The 13,538-nt window shown below is 62.5% G+C and carries 11 protein-coding genes; 4 read left to right on the top strand and 7 right to left on the bottom strand.

Annotated features, from left to right (window positions below):
• Positions 1-8 precede the first annotated feature (8 nt).
• From J3P90_RS02110 to J3P90_RS02095, 4 genes are read right to left on the bottom strand one after another with little or no spacing between them, the layout of a single operon-like run.
• The gene (locus tag J3P90_RS02110) at positions 9-536 is read right to left on the bottom strand and encodes a pilus assembly protein PilP (protein WP_434561072.1); all 528 of its coding nucleotides are present in this window, start codon (positions 534-536) and stop codon (positions 9-11) included.
• Entirely contained in the window at positions 533-1,156 is a 624-nt protein-coding gene (gene pilO, locus J3P90_RS02105) for a type 4a pilus biogenesis protein PilO (RefSeq protein WP_434608201.1), read from the bottom strand. Before pilO ends, J3P90_RS02110 begins: the two co-directional genes overlap by 4 nt.
• Positions 1,153-1,719, bottom strand: coding sequence for a PilN domain-containing protein (locus J3P90_RS02100; RefSeq protein WP_434608203.1), 567 nt, complete (start codon positions 1,717-1,719; stop codon positions 1,153-1,155). The genes pilO and J3P90_RS02100 overlap by 4 nt, the downstream gene beginning before the upstream one ends.
• Positions 1,719-2,783, bottom strand: coding sequence for a pilus assembly protein PilM (locus J3P90_RS02095; protein WP_420767039.1), 1,065 nt, complete (start codon positions 2,781-2,783; stop codon positions 1,719-1,721). Before J3P90_RS02095 ends, J3P90_RS02100 begins: the two co-directional genes overlap by 1 nt.
• 207 nt (positions 2,784-2,990) lie before the next feature.
• On the opposite strand from J3P90_RS02095, the gene J3P90_RS02090 reads away from it, so the two are divergent.
• The gene (locus J3P90_RS02090) at positions 2,991-5,435 is read left to right on the top strand and encodes a penicillin-binding protein 1A (RefSeq protein WP_434564161.1); all 2,445 of its coding nucleotides are present in this window, start codon (positions 2,991-2,993) and stop codon (positions 5,433-5,435) included.
• Between the two features lie 256 nt (positions 5,436-5,691).
• On the opposite strand, the gene J3P90_RS02085 is transcribed toward J3P90_RS02090, so the two are convergent.
• The 3 genes from J3P90_RS02085 to rpmE form a co-directional block, all read right to left on the bottom strand.
• The gene (locus J3P90_RS02085) at positions 5,692-6,960 is read right to left on the bottom strand and encodes a malic enzyme-like NAD(P)-binding protein (RefSeq protein ID WP_420767038.1); all 1,269 of its coding nucleotides are present in this window, start codon (positions 6,958-6,960) and stop codon (positions 5,692-5,694) included.
• 185 nt (positions 6,961-7,145) lie between these two features.
• A complete protein-coding gene (locus J3P90_RS02080; RefSeq protein ID WP_420767037.1) occupies positions 7,146-7,928 on the bottom strand; it encodes a thermonuclease family protein in 783 nt (260 codons plus the stop codon).
• A 41-nt stretch (positions 7,929-7,969) separates the two neighbouring features.
• On the bottom strand, positions 7,970-8,194 hold the full coding sequence (gene rpmE, locus J3P90_RS02075) for a 50S ribosomal protein L31 (protein WP_305497356.1): 225 nt from the start codon (positions 8,192-8,194) through the stop codon (positions 7,970-7,972).
• A gap of 272 nt (positions 8,195-8,466) precedes the next feature.
• On the opposite strand from rpmE, the gene J3P90_RS02070 reads away from it, so the two are divergent.
• The 3 genes from J3P90_RS02070 to J3P90_RS02060 all read left to right on the top strand — a co-directional run bounded on the left by J3P90_RS02070 (position 8,467) and on the right by J3P90_RS02060 (position 13,338).
• The gene (locus J3P90_RS02070) at positions 8,467-10,686 is read left to right on the top strand and encodes a primosomal protein N' (protein ID WP_434675764.1); all 2,220 of its coding nucleotides are present in this window, start codon (positions 8,467-8,469) and stop codon (positions 10,684-10,686) included.
• Between the two features lie 209 nt (positions 10,687-10,895).
• Positions 10,896-12,632, top strand: a complete 1,737-nt coding sequence (gene argS, locus J3P90_RS02065; RefSeq protein WP_420767035.1) for an arginine--tRNA ligase — start codon at positions 10,896-10,898, stop codon at positions 12,630-12,632.
• Between the two features lies 1 nt (position 12,633).
• Positions 12,634-13,338, top strand: a complete 705-nt coding sequence (locus J3P90_RS02060; protein ID WP_420767034.1) for an SPOR domain-containing protein — start codon at positions 12,634-12,636, stop codon at positions 13,336-13,338.
• Positions 13,339-13,538: the final 200 nt, after the last annotated feature.

Raw genomic sequence — 13,538 nt, 5'->3', positions numbered from 1 at the left:
GAATTCCACTATGAGTGCTCTTTCAAAGGAATGGTCCGCGGCCGCTCCAGCCAGGCGCCCTCGCCATCGGGAACGATTTCGACCACATCGACCTGCGTGGCGCTGATCGCGACGACCCGCCCATCATTGCGTCCCAGGTAGTCCCCCACCTTCAGCCGATGTACGCCGCCCGCGCCTCGTACCAGTGCAAAGGAACCGCTGGCATTGGAGATCGTCCCGACCATCTCGAACTGCTCGATATTAAAGCCTTCCAGGTACTGCTTGACCCGGTTGGGATCGGGCCGCACGTTGCGCGAGCCCTGCGGCCGACCCGCCTGGTCCATGCGCACTTGCCTGGAGAAAGGGCTGCGCAGGTTCGCGGCGCTGTAGGTGAAGGTTTCGTTGGGCTTGAAGGTCGGCGTTGGCTCGATCTTGCCAGGTGGGCGCAGGCGCACCTCGTTCATGTAGGCATCCAGGTCACTGAAGCCGTCGTCGCTGTTACAGCCGGCCAACGCGACCAACCCGGCCAGCAGGCTCATACGCCAGGCCGACATCATGGCTGCGCCTCCTGCTCGTTGTACCGGTAGGTCTTGGCCTGGATGCTCATGCGCAGCTTCGTCCCCTCCTCGGGCTCCATCGGGGCGATCTCGAAGTCGTGCAGAGTCACGATTCGCGGCAACCCGGCCACGCCGCTGACGAATGTCGCCAGGTCATGGTAGCCGCCCGTCACGGTGATCTGGATCGGCAGCTCGATGTAGAACGGCTGGGTGACTTCCGGCAGCAGTTTGATTTCCTCGAACTCCAGGCCACTGCCCAGGCCGGTGCGGGTGATGTCTTCCAACAGGCCTGGCACTTCGGTGTCGCTGGGCAACTGCCGCAACAACACGCCGAACGAGGTCTCCATCTGCTTCATCTGCTCGGTGTAGCGCTCCAGGTTCGCCGCCATGTGAGCCTTGCCCGCAAATTGCGCCTTGAGGGTGTTCTCCTCTTCCTGCACTTGCTGCAACTGAGTCTGCAGGTCACTCAAGGCGAAGTTATAGCCCAGCCCCAGAACCAGTATCACCAGCACAATGCCAGCCAGCCATTTGATCGGTGCCGGCCACGAACCAATATTGTTGGTGTCCAAGTCGCTGAGGTCGATCTTGCGCAGTGCGTCCAGCCATTCTCCGGGCTTCATTGGGCGTCCTCCGCATCGGCCGGGCGGGTCTGGCGAACCGTCAGCTGAAAGATGTTCGCCTGGTCGAGCTGGCCCGCCGTGGTGGCCTTCACTTCCGTCAGGCTCGGAGCGTCGAACAAGTCCGATGAGTCCAGGTTGCGCATCAGGTCAGAGACCCGGTTGTTCGACTCCGCGGCCCCTGTTATTGACAAGGTGCCCTCTTCCATCTTGACGTCAGTGAAATACACACCGTCGGGCAGGGTCCGCGCCAACTGATCGAAAATCCGCGCGCTGACCGGCCGATTGCCCTGCAGGTCCTGGATGATGCGCATGCGCTCCAGCAATTGTTGCCGCCGTGCCTTCAACTCGCTGATCTGCTCGATGCGCTCGTCCAGGACGGCAATCTGCTCGCGCAGGTGGCTGTTGCGCGCTGTTTGATAGTCGATGGCACTGTTCAGATATTGCACCGCGATCAAGGTCAGGCCCACCGCACCGACCAGCGCGCCGACCAATGCCAGCAGAAAGCGTTTGCGGCGCTCTTCGCGCAGCTCTTCGCGCCAGGGTAGAAGGTTGATCCGCGCCATCAGTCGAAACTCCTGAGGGCCAACCCGCAGGCGATCATCAGCGCGGGCGCGTCACTGGCCAGGGCGCCCGCGTTGACCTTGCTGCTCAGGGCCATGTTGGCGAACGGATTGGCCACCTGGGTGGGTGTGCCCAGGCGCTGCTCGATCAGCCGATCCAGCCCCGCCACCGAAGCCGTGCCGCCGGCCAACAGGATGTGATCGACCGCGCTGTACTGGCCGGAGGCAAAGAAAAATTGCAGCGAGCGCGATACCTGCTGGACCAATGCTTCGCGAAACGGCTGCAGCACCTCGCTGAGATAGTCGTCCGGCAACCCTCCCTGCTTTTTTGCCAGGCCGGCCTGCTCCGGCGTCAGGCCGTAGCGGCGCTGGATTTCCTCGGTCAGTTGGCGGCCACCGAACAACTGCTCGCGGGTATAGATGATGCGCCCGTTGTGCAACACGCTGAGGGTGGTCATCGTGGCACCGATGTCGACGACCGCCACCGTCAACCGCTCCTGAGTCGCCGCCAACTGGGTCGCGAGCAGACCAAAGGCACGCTCCAGCGCGTAGGCCTCCACGTCGACCACGCGGGCCGTCAACCCAGCGAGAGCCAGCGCGGCCTCGCGGACCTCGACATTTTCCTTGCGACACGCGGCCAGCAGCACCTCGACCCGCTCGGTGCTGCGGGGCGAAACGCCAATAACTTCGAAATCGATCGCTACCTCATCCAGGGGGTAAGGAATGTACTGGTCGGCTTCGATCTTGAGCTGGTTTTCCATTTCGTCATCGGACAGCCCGGCATCCATCTCGATGGTCTTGGTGATGACCGCCGAACCCGCGACGGCCACCGCCACGTTGCGCAAGGGCGTCCTGGCCTTGGCGAGCACCCGCGACAGCGCCTGCCCCACGCCTTCGAGCTCGGCAATGTTCTTTTCGATCACGGCATTGGCCGGCAGAGGCTCGACCGCATACGACTCGACGCGATAACGATCACCCTGGCGACTCAATTCGAGCAGCTTCACCGACGTCGAGCTGATGTCGATTCCCAGAAGCGCATGGGCTTTTTTATTGAAGAGTCGTAGCACTACCAATTCCCTATGACTATCCGTGAGTTACGGACTCTCTAATAAGCGTTGCGTTCAATCCCCCCGGTCCGACGAACGTCCGGATGGCGTTCCCGACGAAAAAAAATGCTTATAATGCCCAGCGTTTTTTTTCGCTTTGTTGCAAGCACGGGTTCTTCCCTGCACCTGGCGCCTTTTCATTCTTTGCCTGGATATCCAAAAGCCTTGATTCGTCTGCTGAAATTTTTCGGATGGTCCATCGTCGCCGTTTTCTGCGGACTGCTCTTGGGCCTGAGCGGTGCGTTTCTTTACCTTAGTCCGGGATTGCCGTCCGTGGAGGCGCTGAGAAGTATTCAGTTGCAGATTCCCCTGCGGGTGTACAGCAGCGACAACAAGTTGATCGCCGAATTTGGCGAAATGCGCCGCACGCCGATCCGTTTCGCCGACATTCCGCCCAATTTCATCAATGCGTTACTAAGTGCTGAAGACGACAATTTCGCCAACCACTACGGCGTCGATCCCGGCAGCCTGATGCGCGCCGCCAGCCAGCTGATCAAGAGCGGCCACATCCAGTCCGGTGGCAGCACCATCACCATGCAGGTGGCGAAGAACTTCTTCCTGACCAGCGAGCGCAGCTTCTCGCGCAAGACCACCGAGATCCTCCTCGCCCTGCAAATCGAGCGGCAGCTGACCAAGGACGAGATCCTCGAGCTGTACGTGAACAAGATTTACCTGGGCAACCGCGCCTACGGCATCGAGGCGGCAGCCCAGGTGTATTACGGCAAGTCGATCCGCGATGTGAGCCTGGCGCAGATGGCGATGATCGCCGGCCTGCCCAAGGCGCCGTCGCGCTTCAATCCGCTGGCCAATCCGGCGCGCAGCAAGGAACGTCGCGACTGGATCCTGGGGCGCATGTACAAGCTCGGCAAGATCAGCGAAGCGGACTACACCGCCGCGGTCAATGAGCCGCTGAACGCCAGCTACCACGTCCCGACTCCAGAAGTGAACGCCCCGTACATCGCCGAGATGGCCCGTGCCGAGATGGTCGGTCGCTATGGCAGCGACGCCTACACCGAAGGTTTCCGCGTCACCACCACGGTGCCAAGCGATCTGCAGGAAATGGCCAATACCGCGCTGCACGAAGGCTTGATGACCTATGACCAGCGCCATGGCTACCGGGGCCCTGAATCGCGCCTGCCAGGCAAGACCAAGGAAGCCTGGGCCCAGGAACTGACCAAGCAACGCACCATCAGCAGCCTGGAACCGGCGATCGTCACCCAGGTGGACAAGGACGGCATCAAGGTCCTGACACGCAATGGCGATTCGGAAGAGCACGTGGCCTGGGACACCATGAAATGGGCCCGTCCGTTCCTCAATACCAACAGCATGGGGGCCAATCCTCGCCAGCCATCGGACGTGGCGCAGGTCGGCGACCTCGTCCGGGTGCAGCGCCAGCCGGACAATTCCCTCAAGTTCAGCCAGATCCCGGCCGCCCAGGGCGCGCTGGTTTCCCTGGACCCGCAAAACGGCGCGATCCGTTCGCTGGTGGGTGGCTTCGCATTCGAGCAGAGTAACTACAACCGTGCCTTGCAGGCCAAGCGCCAGCCGGGTTCGAGCTTCAAGCCATTCGTCTATAGCGCCGCGCTGGATAACGGCTACACCGCTGCCAGCCTGGTGAACGATGCGCCGATCGTCTTTGTCGACGAATACCTGGACAAGGTCTGGCGCCCCAAGAACGACACCAATACCTTCCTTGGCCCGATTCGCCTGCGCGAAGCCTTGTACAAGTCCCGCAACCTTGTATCGATTCGCCTGCTGCAGGCCCTGGGCGTGGACCGCACCATCGACTACATCAGCAAGTTCGGCTTCAACAAGCAGGACTTGCCGCGCAACCTGTCCCTGGCCCTGGGCACCGCGACGCTGACGCCGATGGAGATCGCCACGGGCTGGAGCACATTTGCCAACGGCGGGTACAAGATCACTCCGTATATCATCGATAAGATAGAAAGCCGCAACGGCGAAACGCTGTTCCTTGCCAACCCGCCACGGGTCCCCACGGGCGAAGAGGCCAGCAACGGCGTCGCCGCGCCTGCCACTGAGACCTTCACGGTGAACGCAACAGGTGGCGAAGCCACCACCGCCCCTGCCGTACCACAAGCGCCGGCAATCGCCGAACGCATCGTTGACGGACGCACCACCTACATTCTCAACAGCATGCTGCAGGACGTGATCAAGCTCGGCACCGGCCGTCGAGCCCTCGCCTTGGGCCGCACCGACCTGGCGGGCAAGACCGGTACCACCAACGAATCCAAGGACGCCTGGTTCTCCGGCTATAACGCCGATTACGTGACCACCGTCTGGACCGGTTTCGACCAGCCCGAAAGCCTGGGTCGGCGAGAGTTCGGTGGCACCGTGGCGCTGCCGATCTGGATGAGCTACATGGGCGCCGCCCTCAAGGACAAGCCGCCACACACCCAGCCTGAACCGGAAGGCATCCTCAGTCTGCGAGTCGACCCGGTCAGCGGCCGCGCGGCCACGCCAGGTACGCCGGGTGCGTACTTCGAACTGTTCAAGAGCGAAGACACCCCGCCGTCGGTCAACGAGCTGGGCAACGGCGTAGCGCCGGGCAGCCCGTTGCCGGCAGACGAGGCGGCGCCGATCGATTTGTTCTGACCGAGCCTCACCCAAAAGCCCCGTCTTCAAAAGAAGTGCGGGGCTTTTTTTGGGCACCATCCTGTGGGAGCAAGCTCCCTCGCCACAGGGTTGAAGTGAGACTCGAGCGTTGAGCTGGCCCGGGGTGAATTGAAGATAGTCATCGCGAGCGAACTCGCTCCCACAGGGGATTTGCGGTGGTCATACAAAGCGGCGGCCAATAAAAAGCCCCGGCTCATCAGAGCCAGGGCTTTTTTAATTGAAGCGCTACAACGACTTAGCCGTTGAACACGTCATCCACGCTCTTGAGCGGGTAGTTCTTCGGGTACGGCAGGGTGGCCACGCCCGTCTCGATGGCGGCCTTGGCCACGGCGTCGGAGATCAGGGTGATCAGGCGGGCGTCCATGGGTTTCGGGATGATGTACTCACGACCGAATTCCAGCTTGATGCCGCCGTAGGCGTCGCACACTTCCTGAGGCACCGGCAGCTTGGCCAGTTCGCGCAGGGCGTTGGCGGCCGCGACTTTCATTTCTTCGTTGATGCGCTTGGCGCGAACGTCCAGGGCACCACGGAAGATGAACGGGAAGCCCAGCACGTTGTTGACCTGGTTCGGGTAGTCCGAACGGCCGGTGGCCATGATCACGTCGCTGCGAGTCGCGTGAGCCAGCTCTGGGGAGATCTCCGGATCCGGGTTCGAGCAGGCAAACACGATTGGGTTCGGCGCCATGCGCAGCAGGTTTTCCGGGGTCAGCAGGTTCGGGCCCGACAGGCCGACGAACACGTCCGCACCGTCCAGCGCGTCCGCCAGGGAGCGCTTGTCGGTCGCGTGGGCGAACACGGCCTTGTATTGGTTCAGGTCGTCACGGCCGGAGTGGATCACGCCGGTACGGTCGATCATGAAGATGTTTTCGATCTTGGCGCCCATGCTCACCAGCAATTTCATGCAGGAGATGGCCGCAGCGCCCGCGCCCAGGCAGACGATCTTGGCTTCCGGCAGGGTTTTGCCAGCGATTTCCAGGGCGTTGATCATGCCGGCTGCGGTCACGATCGCAGTACCGTGCTGGTCATCATGGAAAACCGGGATGTCGCACTGTTCGATCAGGGCGCGCTCGATCTCGAAGCACTCAGGTGCCTTGATGTCTTCCAGGTTGATGCCGCCGAAGGTGATGGAGATGCGCTTGACGGTGTCGATGAAGGCTTGCGGGCTTTCGGAATCGACTTCGATGTCGAACACATCGATGCCGGCGAAACGCTTGAACAGGACTCCCTTGCCTTCCATGACTGGCTTGGAAGCCAGCGGGCCGAGGTCACCCAGGCCGAGAATCGCGGTGCCATCGGAAATGACTGCAACCAGGTTGCCCTTGCCGGTGTATTTGTAGGCCAGCTCAGGGTCGCGAGCGATTTCACGCACTGGTTCGGCTACGCCGGGGCTGTAGGCCAGCGACAAGTCGCGGGCAGTAGCGGTGGCCTTGGTGAGCTCGACACTCAGCTTTCCTGGACGAGGATTAGCGTGATATTCGAGAGCGGCAGTTTTCAGATCAGACATGTGGGCATTCCGCTTTTTACTGTGTTGGACAGACGGACCGCCGAGGATACGCGCCTCGCAAAGTCCCTACAAGACTGACCAGTCACTCCTGTCAAGCGCCCTGCCCTACGACTTTGGGCCAAGAGCAGCGAAACACAAGGGCTTGATGCATACAATCGAGCAAAGAAATGTCTACAATTATTTTCTCAGAGCACCGGCTGCAACATTGCCGGATCGGTCAGCGGCAACATCCATCGCGCCTGCCCCTGCTTGGTAGCTCCACGTCGAGAGCGATCGATGACCCAACCGCGCGCCTCGACTGTCCGGCCTTGCAGGCGCTTCAACATCGACGCATCGAAATTGCGCTGCAGGTTGGGAGCGATGTGCAGGACAACCGCGCCTTGCAGTTCGATCCAGATACCGCCGCGATTGCGTTGCACGCTGTCTACACGGCCGCTGACCAACGCAAAGCCGGGCGCCTTGATTTGCTCGGCTCGCGTGACCGGGGATTTCTTCCAGATCCCGAGCCTTGCTTGCCGCGCCTGGCGCTCCGCCGCCTGCTGACACTCCACCAACTCAACGTTCGGCGCGACCGCCACCAGGAAACCCAGCCCCTCGGCAATCAACTGTTCTTCCAGGTTTCGGCCCTGGCGGTCGTAGACATGAGCAAGCGTGCGCCCGTAATCATCGCGGTCGTCCCGACCCGGCAATACCTTGACCCGGCCGGCGCTGGCGGCCACCAAGGCCTCGAGTCGCTGGTGCGCCGCCACGGCGAACGGTTCATCAGCACGCCCGCGCTTGCCCAGCTCCGGGCTGTTGAGGCCGATCATGCGGATGCGACGACCGTCCTCGAGGTACACGGTGTCGCCGTCCACGACCCGCTGAACGGCCACTTCGGGCAGCTCACCCGGCGAAGGGCAGGACGCCTGAGCACCACAAAGCCAAATCGCGGACACAAAAAAGGCGCCCGCAAGGGACGCCTTTTTCATCAGTCTGGAATAGCCCGAAAGACTTTCCAAAATGATTAGCCTCAGGCTTTCGGAGTAACTTTGCCGAAAGCACCGAAACGATCGGCGAACTTCTGAACGCGACCGCCGGTATCCAGAGTCTTTTGCTTACCGGTGTAGAACGGGTGGCATTCGTTGCAAACGTCGATCGCCAGGGCTTTGCCGTAGGTCGAACGGGTTTCGAACTTGTTGCCGCAGCTGCAGGTGACTGCAACAACTGGGTAGTCTGGATGGATATCGGTTTTCATGGTGTTTTCCTCAGGCTAGCGTGCCGCCACCCAACACTATTGTTGAATACCGCACGTAATTAGGCCGCGGATTCTACCAGACATCGTCATTCACGCAAGCTATGCCTTGTACCAACCGTCTGCTAGGCTCGCCCCCACCACACCCCTGTGGGAGCAAGCTTGCTCGCGATAGCGGTGGATCTGCCACATGCATGTTGACTGACAGGCCGCCATCGCGAGCAAGCTCGCTCCCACATTGACTTGCGAATTTGTCCGTTTACCGAGATCCCCGCGTGCCCGACGCCATCCTGCGCCTCGCCTTGCCATCGCCCCTGCGCCGCCTGTTCGATTACCGCGCCCCGGCTGGAGTGCCGCGTGCCCAGTTGCAACCGGGCATGCGTCTGCGCGTGCCGTTCGGCCGGCGGGAAATGATCGGCATCCTGGTGGAAGTCAGCGATCAAAGCGAAGTGCCGGTCGATAAGCTCAAGCCAGCCCTGGCCCTACTCGATGCGACGCCACCGCTGCCGGCGCCGCTGCTCAAATTATGCCTGTGGACCGCCCAGTATTATCAGCACAGCCTGGGTGACACCCTGAGTTGGGCCCTGCCGGCGCTGTTGCGCCAGGGCGAACCGGCCGAGGCGCGCCAGGAGCGGTTCTGGTCGGCGGCACCGGGCGCCTCGCTGGAGGATCCGCGTATCGCCCGCGCACCGCGCCAGCGCGAAGCCCTGGCGACCCTGGCCCAGCATCCCCATGGCGTGGCGCACCCGTTATTGAGCAAGTTGATGCTCAGTAAGGACAGCCTCGACCTGTTGTTGGCCAAGGACCTGGTCCAGGTGGAAGTCCGCCGGCATGCTCCGAGCGCACGCCATGAACACTGGCTGGCCCAGCCGGAACTGCCACTCAACGCTGAGCAACGGGCCGCTTGCGAGGCCATTCGCGCGGGCTTCGACAGCTACCACGCCTTTTTGTTGGCGGGCGTCACCGGCAGCGGCAAGACCGAGGTCTACCTGCAACTGATCCGCCAGACCCTCGAAGCCGGCAAACAAGCCCTGGTGCTGATCCCGGAGATCAACCTCGGCCCACAAACCCTGGCGCGCTTCGAACAACGCTTCAATGCGCGAATCGCCCTGGTGCACTCGGCGGTCAACGATCGCGAGCGCCTGGAAGCCTGGCTCGCCGCCCGGGACGGCGAGGCAGATATCATCATCGGCACCCGCTCGGCGCTGTTCACACCGATGAAAAATCCCGGTCTGATCATCATCGACGAAGAGCACGACGGTTCTTATAAACAGCAGGAAGGCCTGCGCTATCACGCGCGGGATCTGGCGCTGGTGCGCGCCCGTCAGGAAAACATTCCCATCGTCCTTGGCTCGGCCACGCCCTCGCTGGAAAGCCTGCACAACGCCTACACCGGTCGCTACGGCCTGCTGCGCCTCAACGAACGAGCCGGCGGCGCCAAGCAACCACGCTTCCTGCGCCTGGATGTGAAAAGTCGTCCACTGGACAGCGGCATTTCCGGACCGATGCAGCAAGCCATCGGCCAGACCCTGGCAGCCGGGCAACAGGTCCTGGTCTTCCTCAACCGCAGGGGGTTCGCCCCGACCCTGCTGTGCCATGATTGCGGCTGGATGTCCGGTTGCGAGCGCTGTGATGCACGAATGACCGTCCATCAACGCTACGGCGAACTGCGCTGCCACCACTGCGGGCACTCCGAGCGTGTGCCGAGGAACTGCCCGCAATGCGGGAAAGTCGACTTGCGTCCCGTGGGCGCCGGCACCGAGCGCGCCGAAGAGCGGCTGGGCATTTTGTTTCCCGACTATCCGGTGCTACGCGTGGATCGCGACAGCACTTCCCGAAAGGATGCGATGAACAATCTGTTCGCCACCATCCAAAAAGGCCAGCCCTGCGTCCTGGTGGGCACGCAGATGCTCGCCAAGGGGCATCACTTCCCCCGTGTCACGCTGGTGTCGATCCTGGATGCCGACGGCGGGCTGTTTTCCGGCGATTTCCGCGCCAGCGAGCGCATGGCGCAGCTGATCGTCCAGGTCGCAGGCCGCGCCGGGCGCGCCGAAGAGCCAGGCAAAGTGATCATCCAGACCCACCTGGCGGATCATCCGCTGCTGATACAACTGACCGAGCAAGGCTATTTTGCCTTCGCCGAGCAGGCGTTGAGCGAACGCCGAGGCGCCGGGCTGCCACCGTTCGCCCACCTGGCGCTGTTGCGGGCCGAGGCTCACAAACCGGGGCAGGCTGAAGGTTTTCTGGATGAAGCGTGCAGCGAGGCGGAGCGTCTGCTGGCGGAACAGAACCTCACCGGCATCGAACTCTTGGGCCCGGTGCCAGCGCCGATGGAACGACGCGCCGGGCGCTATCGTGCCCAGCTTTTATTGCAGGCCAATGCCCGGGCGCCGCTGCATCGGCTGTTGAATGCCTGGTTGCTGGTGCTCGAACAGATGCCCAGCGGGCGGGCGGTGCGCTGGTCGCTGGATGTGGATCCGGTGGATTTGTACTGACCCAGGCGCCGCCTTCGCGAGCAGGCTCGCTCCCACAGAAACCTCATTTCAATGTGGGAGCGAGCCGGCTCGCGAAGGCGTCCGAACAACCACCACACATCCCCAACCAACCCGCTACAGTTGGCAAGCTCGCCCGCGCCACGGATAATGCCCAGTTTTTCCACCAGCGCATCGAAGCGCCGCCGCGCCTGCGGTTGAAAGAGAAGACCATGAAAGACACCATTCGCCAGCTCATCCAGCAAGCCATCACTCAACTCGTCACTGAAGGTGTGCTGCCAGAAGGCCTGTCGCCGGCGATTCAGGTCGAGAACACCCGCGACAAGACCCACGGCGACTTCGCCAGCAACATCGCGATGATGCTCGCCAAGCCGGCCGGCATGAAGCCTCGCGACCTGGCGGAAAAGATCATCGCAGCGCTGCCGGCCGACGAGAACGTCAGCAAGGCCGATATCGCCGGCCCAGGCTTCATCAATTTCTTCCAGAACACCCAGGCCCTGGCCTCGCGTCTCGACGCGGCCCTGGCCGACGCGCGCCTTGGCGTACGCAAGGCCGGACCATTGCAGCGCACCGTAGTCGACCTCTCGGCCCCTAACCTCGCCAAGGAAATGCACGTCGGCCACCTGCGCTCGACCATCATTGGCGACGGCGTGGCGCGCGTGCTGGAGTTTCTCGGCGACACCGTGATCCGCCAGAACCACGTCGGCGACTGGGGCACGCAGTTCGGCATGCTGATGGCCTATCTGCAGGAAAACCCCATCACCAGCGACGAGCTGTCGGACCTGGAAAACTTCTACCGCGCCGCCAAGCAACGCTTCGACGAATCGCCCGAGTTCGCCGACCGCGCCCGTGGCCTGGTGGTCAAGCTGCAGGCCGGCGATGCCGAGTGCCTGGCGCTGTGGACCAAGTTCAAGGACATCTCCCTGTCCCACTGCCAGAAAATCTACGAGCTGCTGAACGTCAAGCTGACCATGGCCGACGTGATGGGCGAGAGCGCCTACAACGATGACTTGGTCAACGTGGTCAACGACCTTCGCGCCAAGGGCATGCTGGTAGAAAGCAACGGCGCCCAGTGCGTGTTCCTGGAGCAGTTCAAGACCGCCGATGGCGAGCCCCTGCCGGTGATCATCGTCAAAGCCGACGGCGGCTACCTCTATGCCACCACCGACCTGGCGGCCGTACGCTACCGCAACGGCGTGCTCAAGGCCGATCGGGTGTTGTATTTCGTCGACCAGCGCCAAGCCCTGCACTTCCAGCAAGTGTTCGAAGTGGCGCGCCTGGCTGGCTTCGTGACCCACCCGATGGAAATGGAGCACATGGGCTTCGGCACCATGAACGGCGCCGACGGCCGCCCATTCAAGACCCGCGACGGCGGCACCGTAAAATTGATCGACCTGCTGACCGAAGCCCAGGACCGCGCTTACACCTTGGTCAAGGGCAAGAACCCGGACCTGGCCGAAGACGAACTGCGCAACATTGCCAAGGTCGTCGGCATCGACGCGGTGAAGTACGCCGACCTGTCGAAACACCGCACCAGCGACTACAGCTTCAACTTCGACCTGATGCTCAACTTCGAAGGCAACACCGCGCCGTACCTGTTGTACGCCTACACCCGCGTGGCGGGGGTGTTCCGCAAGCTCGGCAAACGCTTCGACGAAGTGGAGGGTCAGATTGTCCTCGAGGCCGCCCACGAGCAGGAGCTCGCGGCCAGGCTGGCCCAGTTCGGCGAGGTGCTGAACAACGTCGCCGACAAAGGTACACCGCATACTTTGTGTGCCTACCTGTACGACGTCGCTGGCCTGTTCTCCAGCTTCTATGAGAACTGCCCGATCCTCAGCGCCGACACCCCGGCACAAATGCAGAGCCGCTTGCGCCTCGCCGCGCTGACCGGACGTACGCTCAAGCAAGGCCTGGAACTGCTGGGCCTGGAAACCCTGGAGCGCATGTAAGTTGGCCGCCAAGAAAAAACCTGCACCCAAACGCGGCGCCAGTCGTTACCAGCCCCCGGCCAAAAAGCCGATTCCGGGCTGGTTGTGGATGGCCATCGGCCTGACCGTCGGCGCTTTCATTGTCTTTCTGATGAAGCTGGAGCCGGGCCAGGGCGATGACGTCAAGCGCGTGCGGCAAGAGCAGCAGAAAGCCACGCGGATCGCCGAGGCCAACAAGACCCCGCCGAGCCCGACGCAACCGGTGAAGCCGAAGTACGACTTCTATACCCTGCTGCCGGAATCGGAAGTCATCGTGCCGCCCGATGCCGTGCCGGAGAAAACCCTGCCGACACCACAAGTGCCTCAGGTGCCGGCCACACCGGTGACCCCGGCCGAAGCCGCCAAGATCGACACCGCCCGCGCCCAGGCGGCCCTGGCCGGCATCACGCCGCCACCCGCGCCGCCCGTACAAAAGGCTGCGCCAGTGACGAAGTTCTTCTTGCAAGCCGGCTCGTTCCGCAAGGAAGCCGATGCCGACAAGGTCCGGGCACAGATCATTTTGCTGGGCCAGTCGGTGTCGGTGGAATCCGGCACGGTGAAGGACGAAACCTGGTACCGGGTACTGGTTGGCCCGTTCAGCAATCGGGAAGAGCTGACCAAGGCCCAGAAACAACTGGCCGGCAGCGGCTTCAGCAACCTGTTGTTACAACAACGCCAGAGCCGCTGAAGGCAGGCGACCGCGATCCTGTGGCGAGGGGATTTATCCCCGCTGGGTCGCGCAGCGACCCCAACAGCAGCGGACCTGGTGAGTCTGATGCACCGCGTTCTCTGATTTTTGGGGCTGCTTCGCAGCCCAGCGGGGATAAATCCCCTCGCCACAGGGTCGCGGAACAATCACAGCGCACCACTCGTCCCCTCCCCCACACC

This window comes from Pseudomonas sp. D3-10 (assembly GCF_051132175.1).
In the GTDB taxonomy this organism is placed as follows: domain Bacteria; phylum Pseudomonadota; class Gammaproteobacteria; order Pseudomonadales; family Pseudomonadaceae; genus Aquipseudomonas.
The sequence above is the reverse complement of the archived record's forward strand: the minus strand, read 5'-3'. Positions and strand labels throughout refer to the sequence as shown.

What these genes read in the sequence shown, in the direction of transcription:
- pilO (WP_434608201.1), bottom strand. Translation starts at nt 1,156, where the DNA reads ATGAAGCCCGGAGAATGGCTGGACGCACTGCGCAAGATCGACCTCAGC.
- J3P90_RS02085 (WP_420767038.1), bottom strand. Translation starts at nt 6,960, where the DNA reads ATGTCTGATCTGAAAACTGCCGCTCTCGAATATCACGCTAATCCTCGT.
- J3P90_RS02110 (WP_434561072.1), bottom strand. Translation starts at nt 536, where the DNA reads ATGATGTCGGCCTGGCGTATGAGCCTGCTGGCCGGGTTGGTCGCGTTG.
- J3P90_RS02080 (WP_420767037.1), bottom strand. Translation starts at nt 7,928, where the DNA reads ATGAAAAAGGCGTCCCTTGCGGGCGCCTTTTTTGTGTCCGCGATTTGG.
- J3P90_RS02100 (WP_434608203.1), bottom strand. Translation starts at nt 1,719, where the DNA reads ATGGCGCGGATCAACCTTCTACCCTGGCGCGAAGAGCTGCGCGAAGAG.
- rpmE (WP_305497356.1), bottom strand. Translation starts at nt 8,194, where the DNA reads ATGAAAACCGATATCCATCCAGACTACCCAGTTGTTGCAGTCACCTGC.
- argS (WP_420767035.1), top strand. Translation starts at nt 10,896, where the DNA reads ATGAAAGACACCATTCGCCAGCTCATCCAGCAAGCCATCACTCAACTC.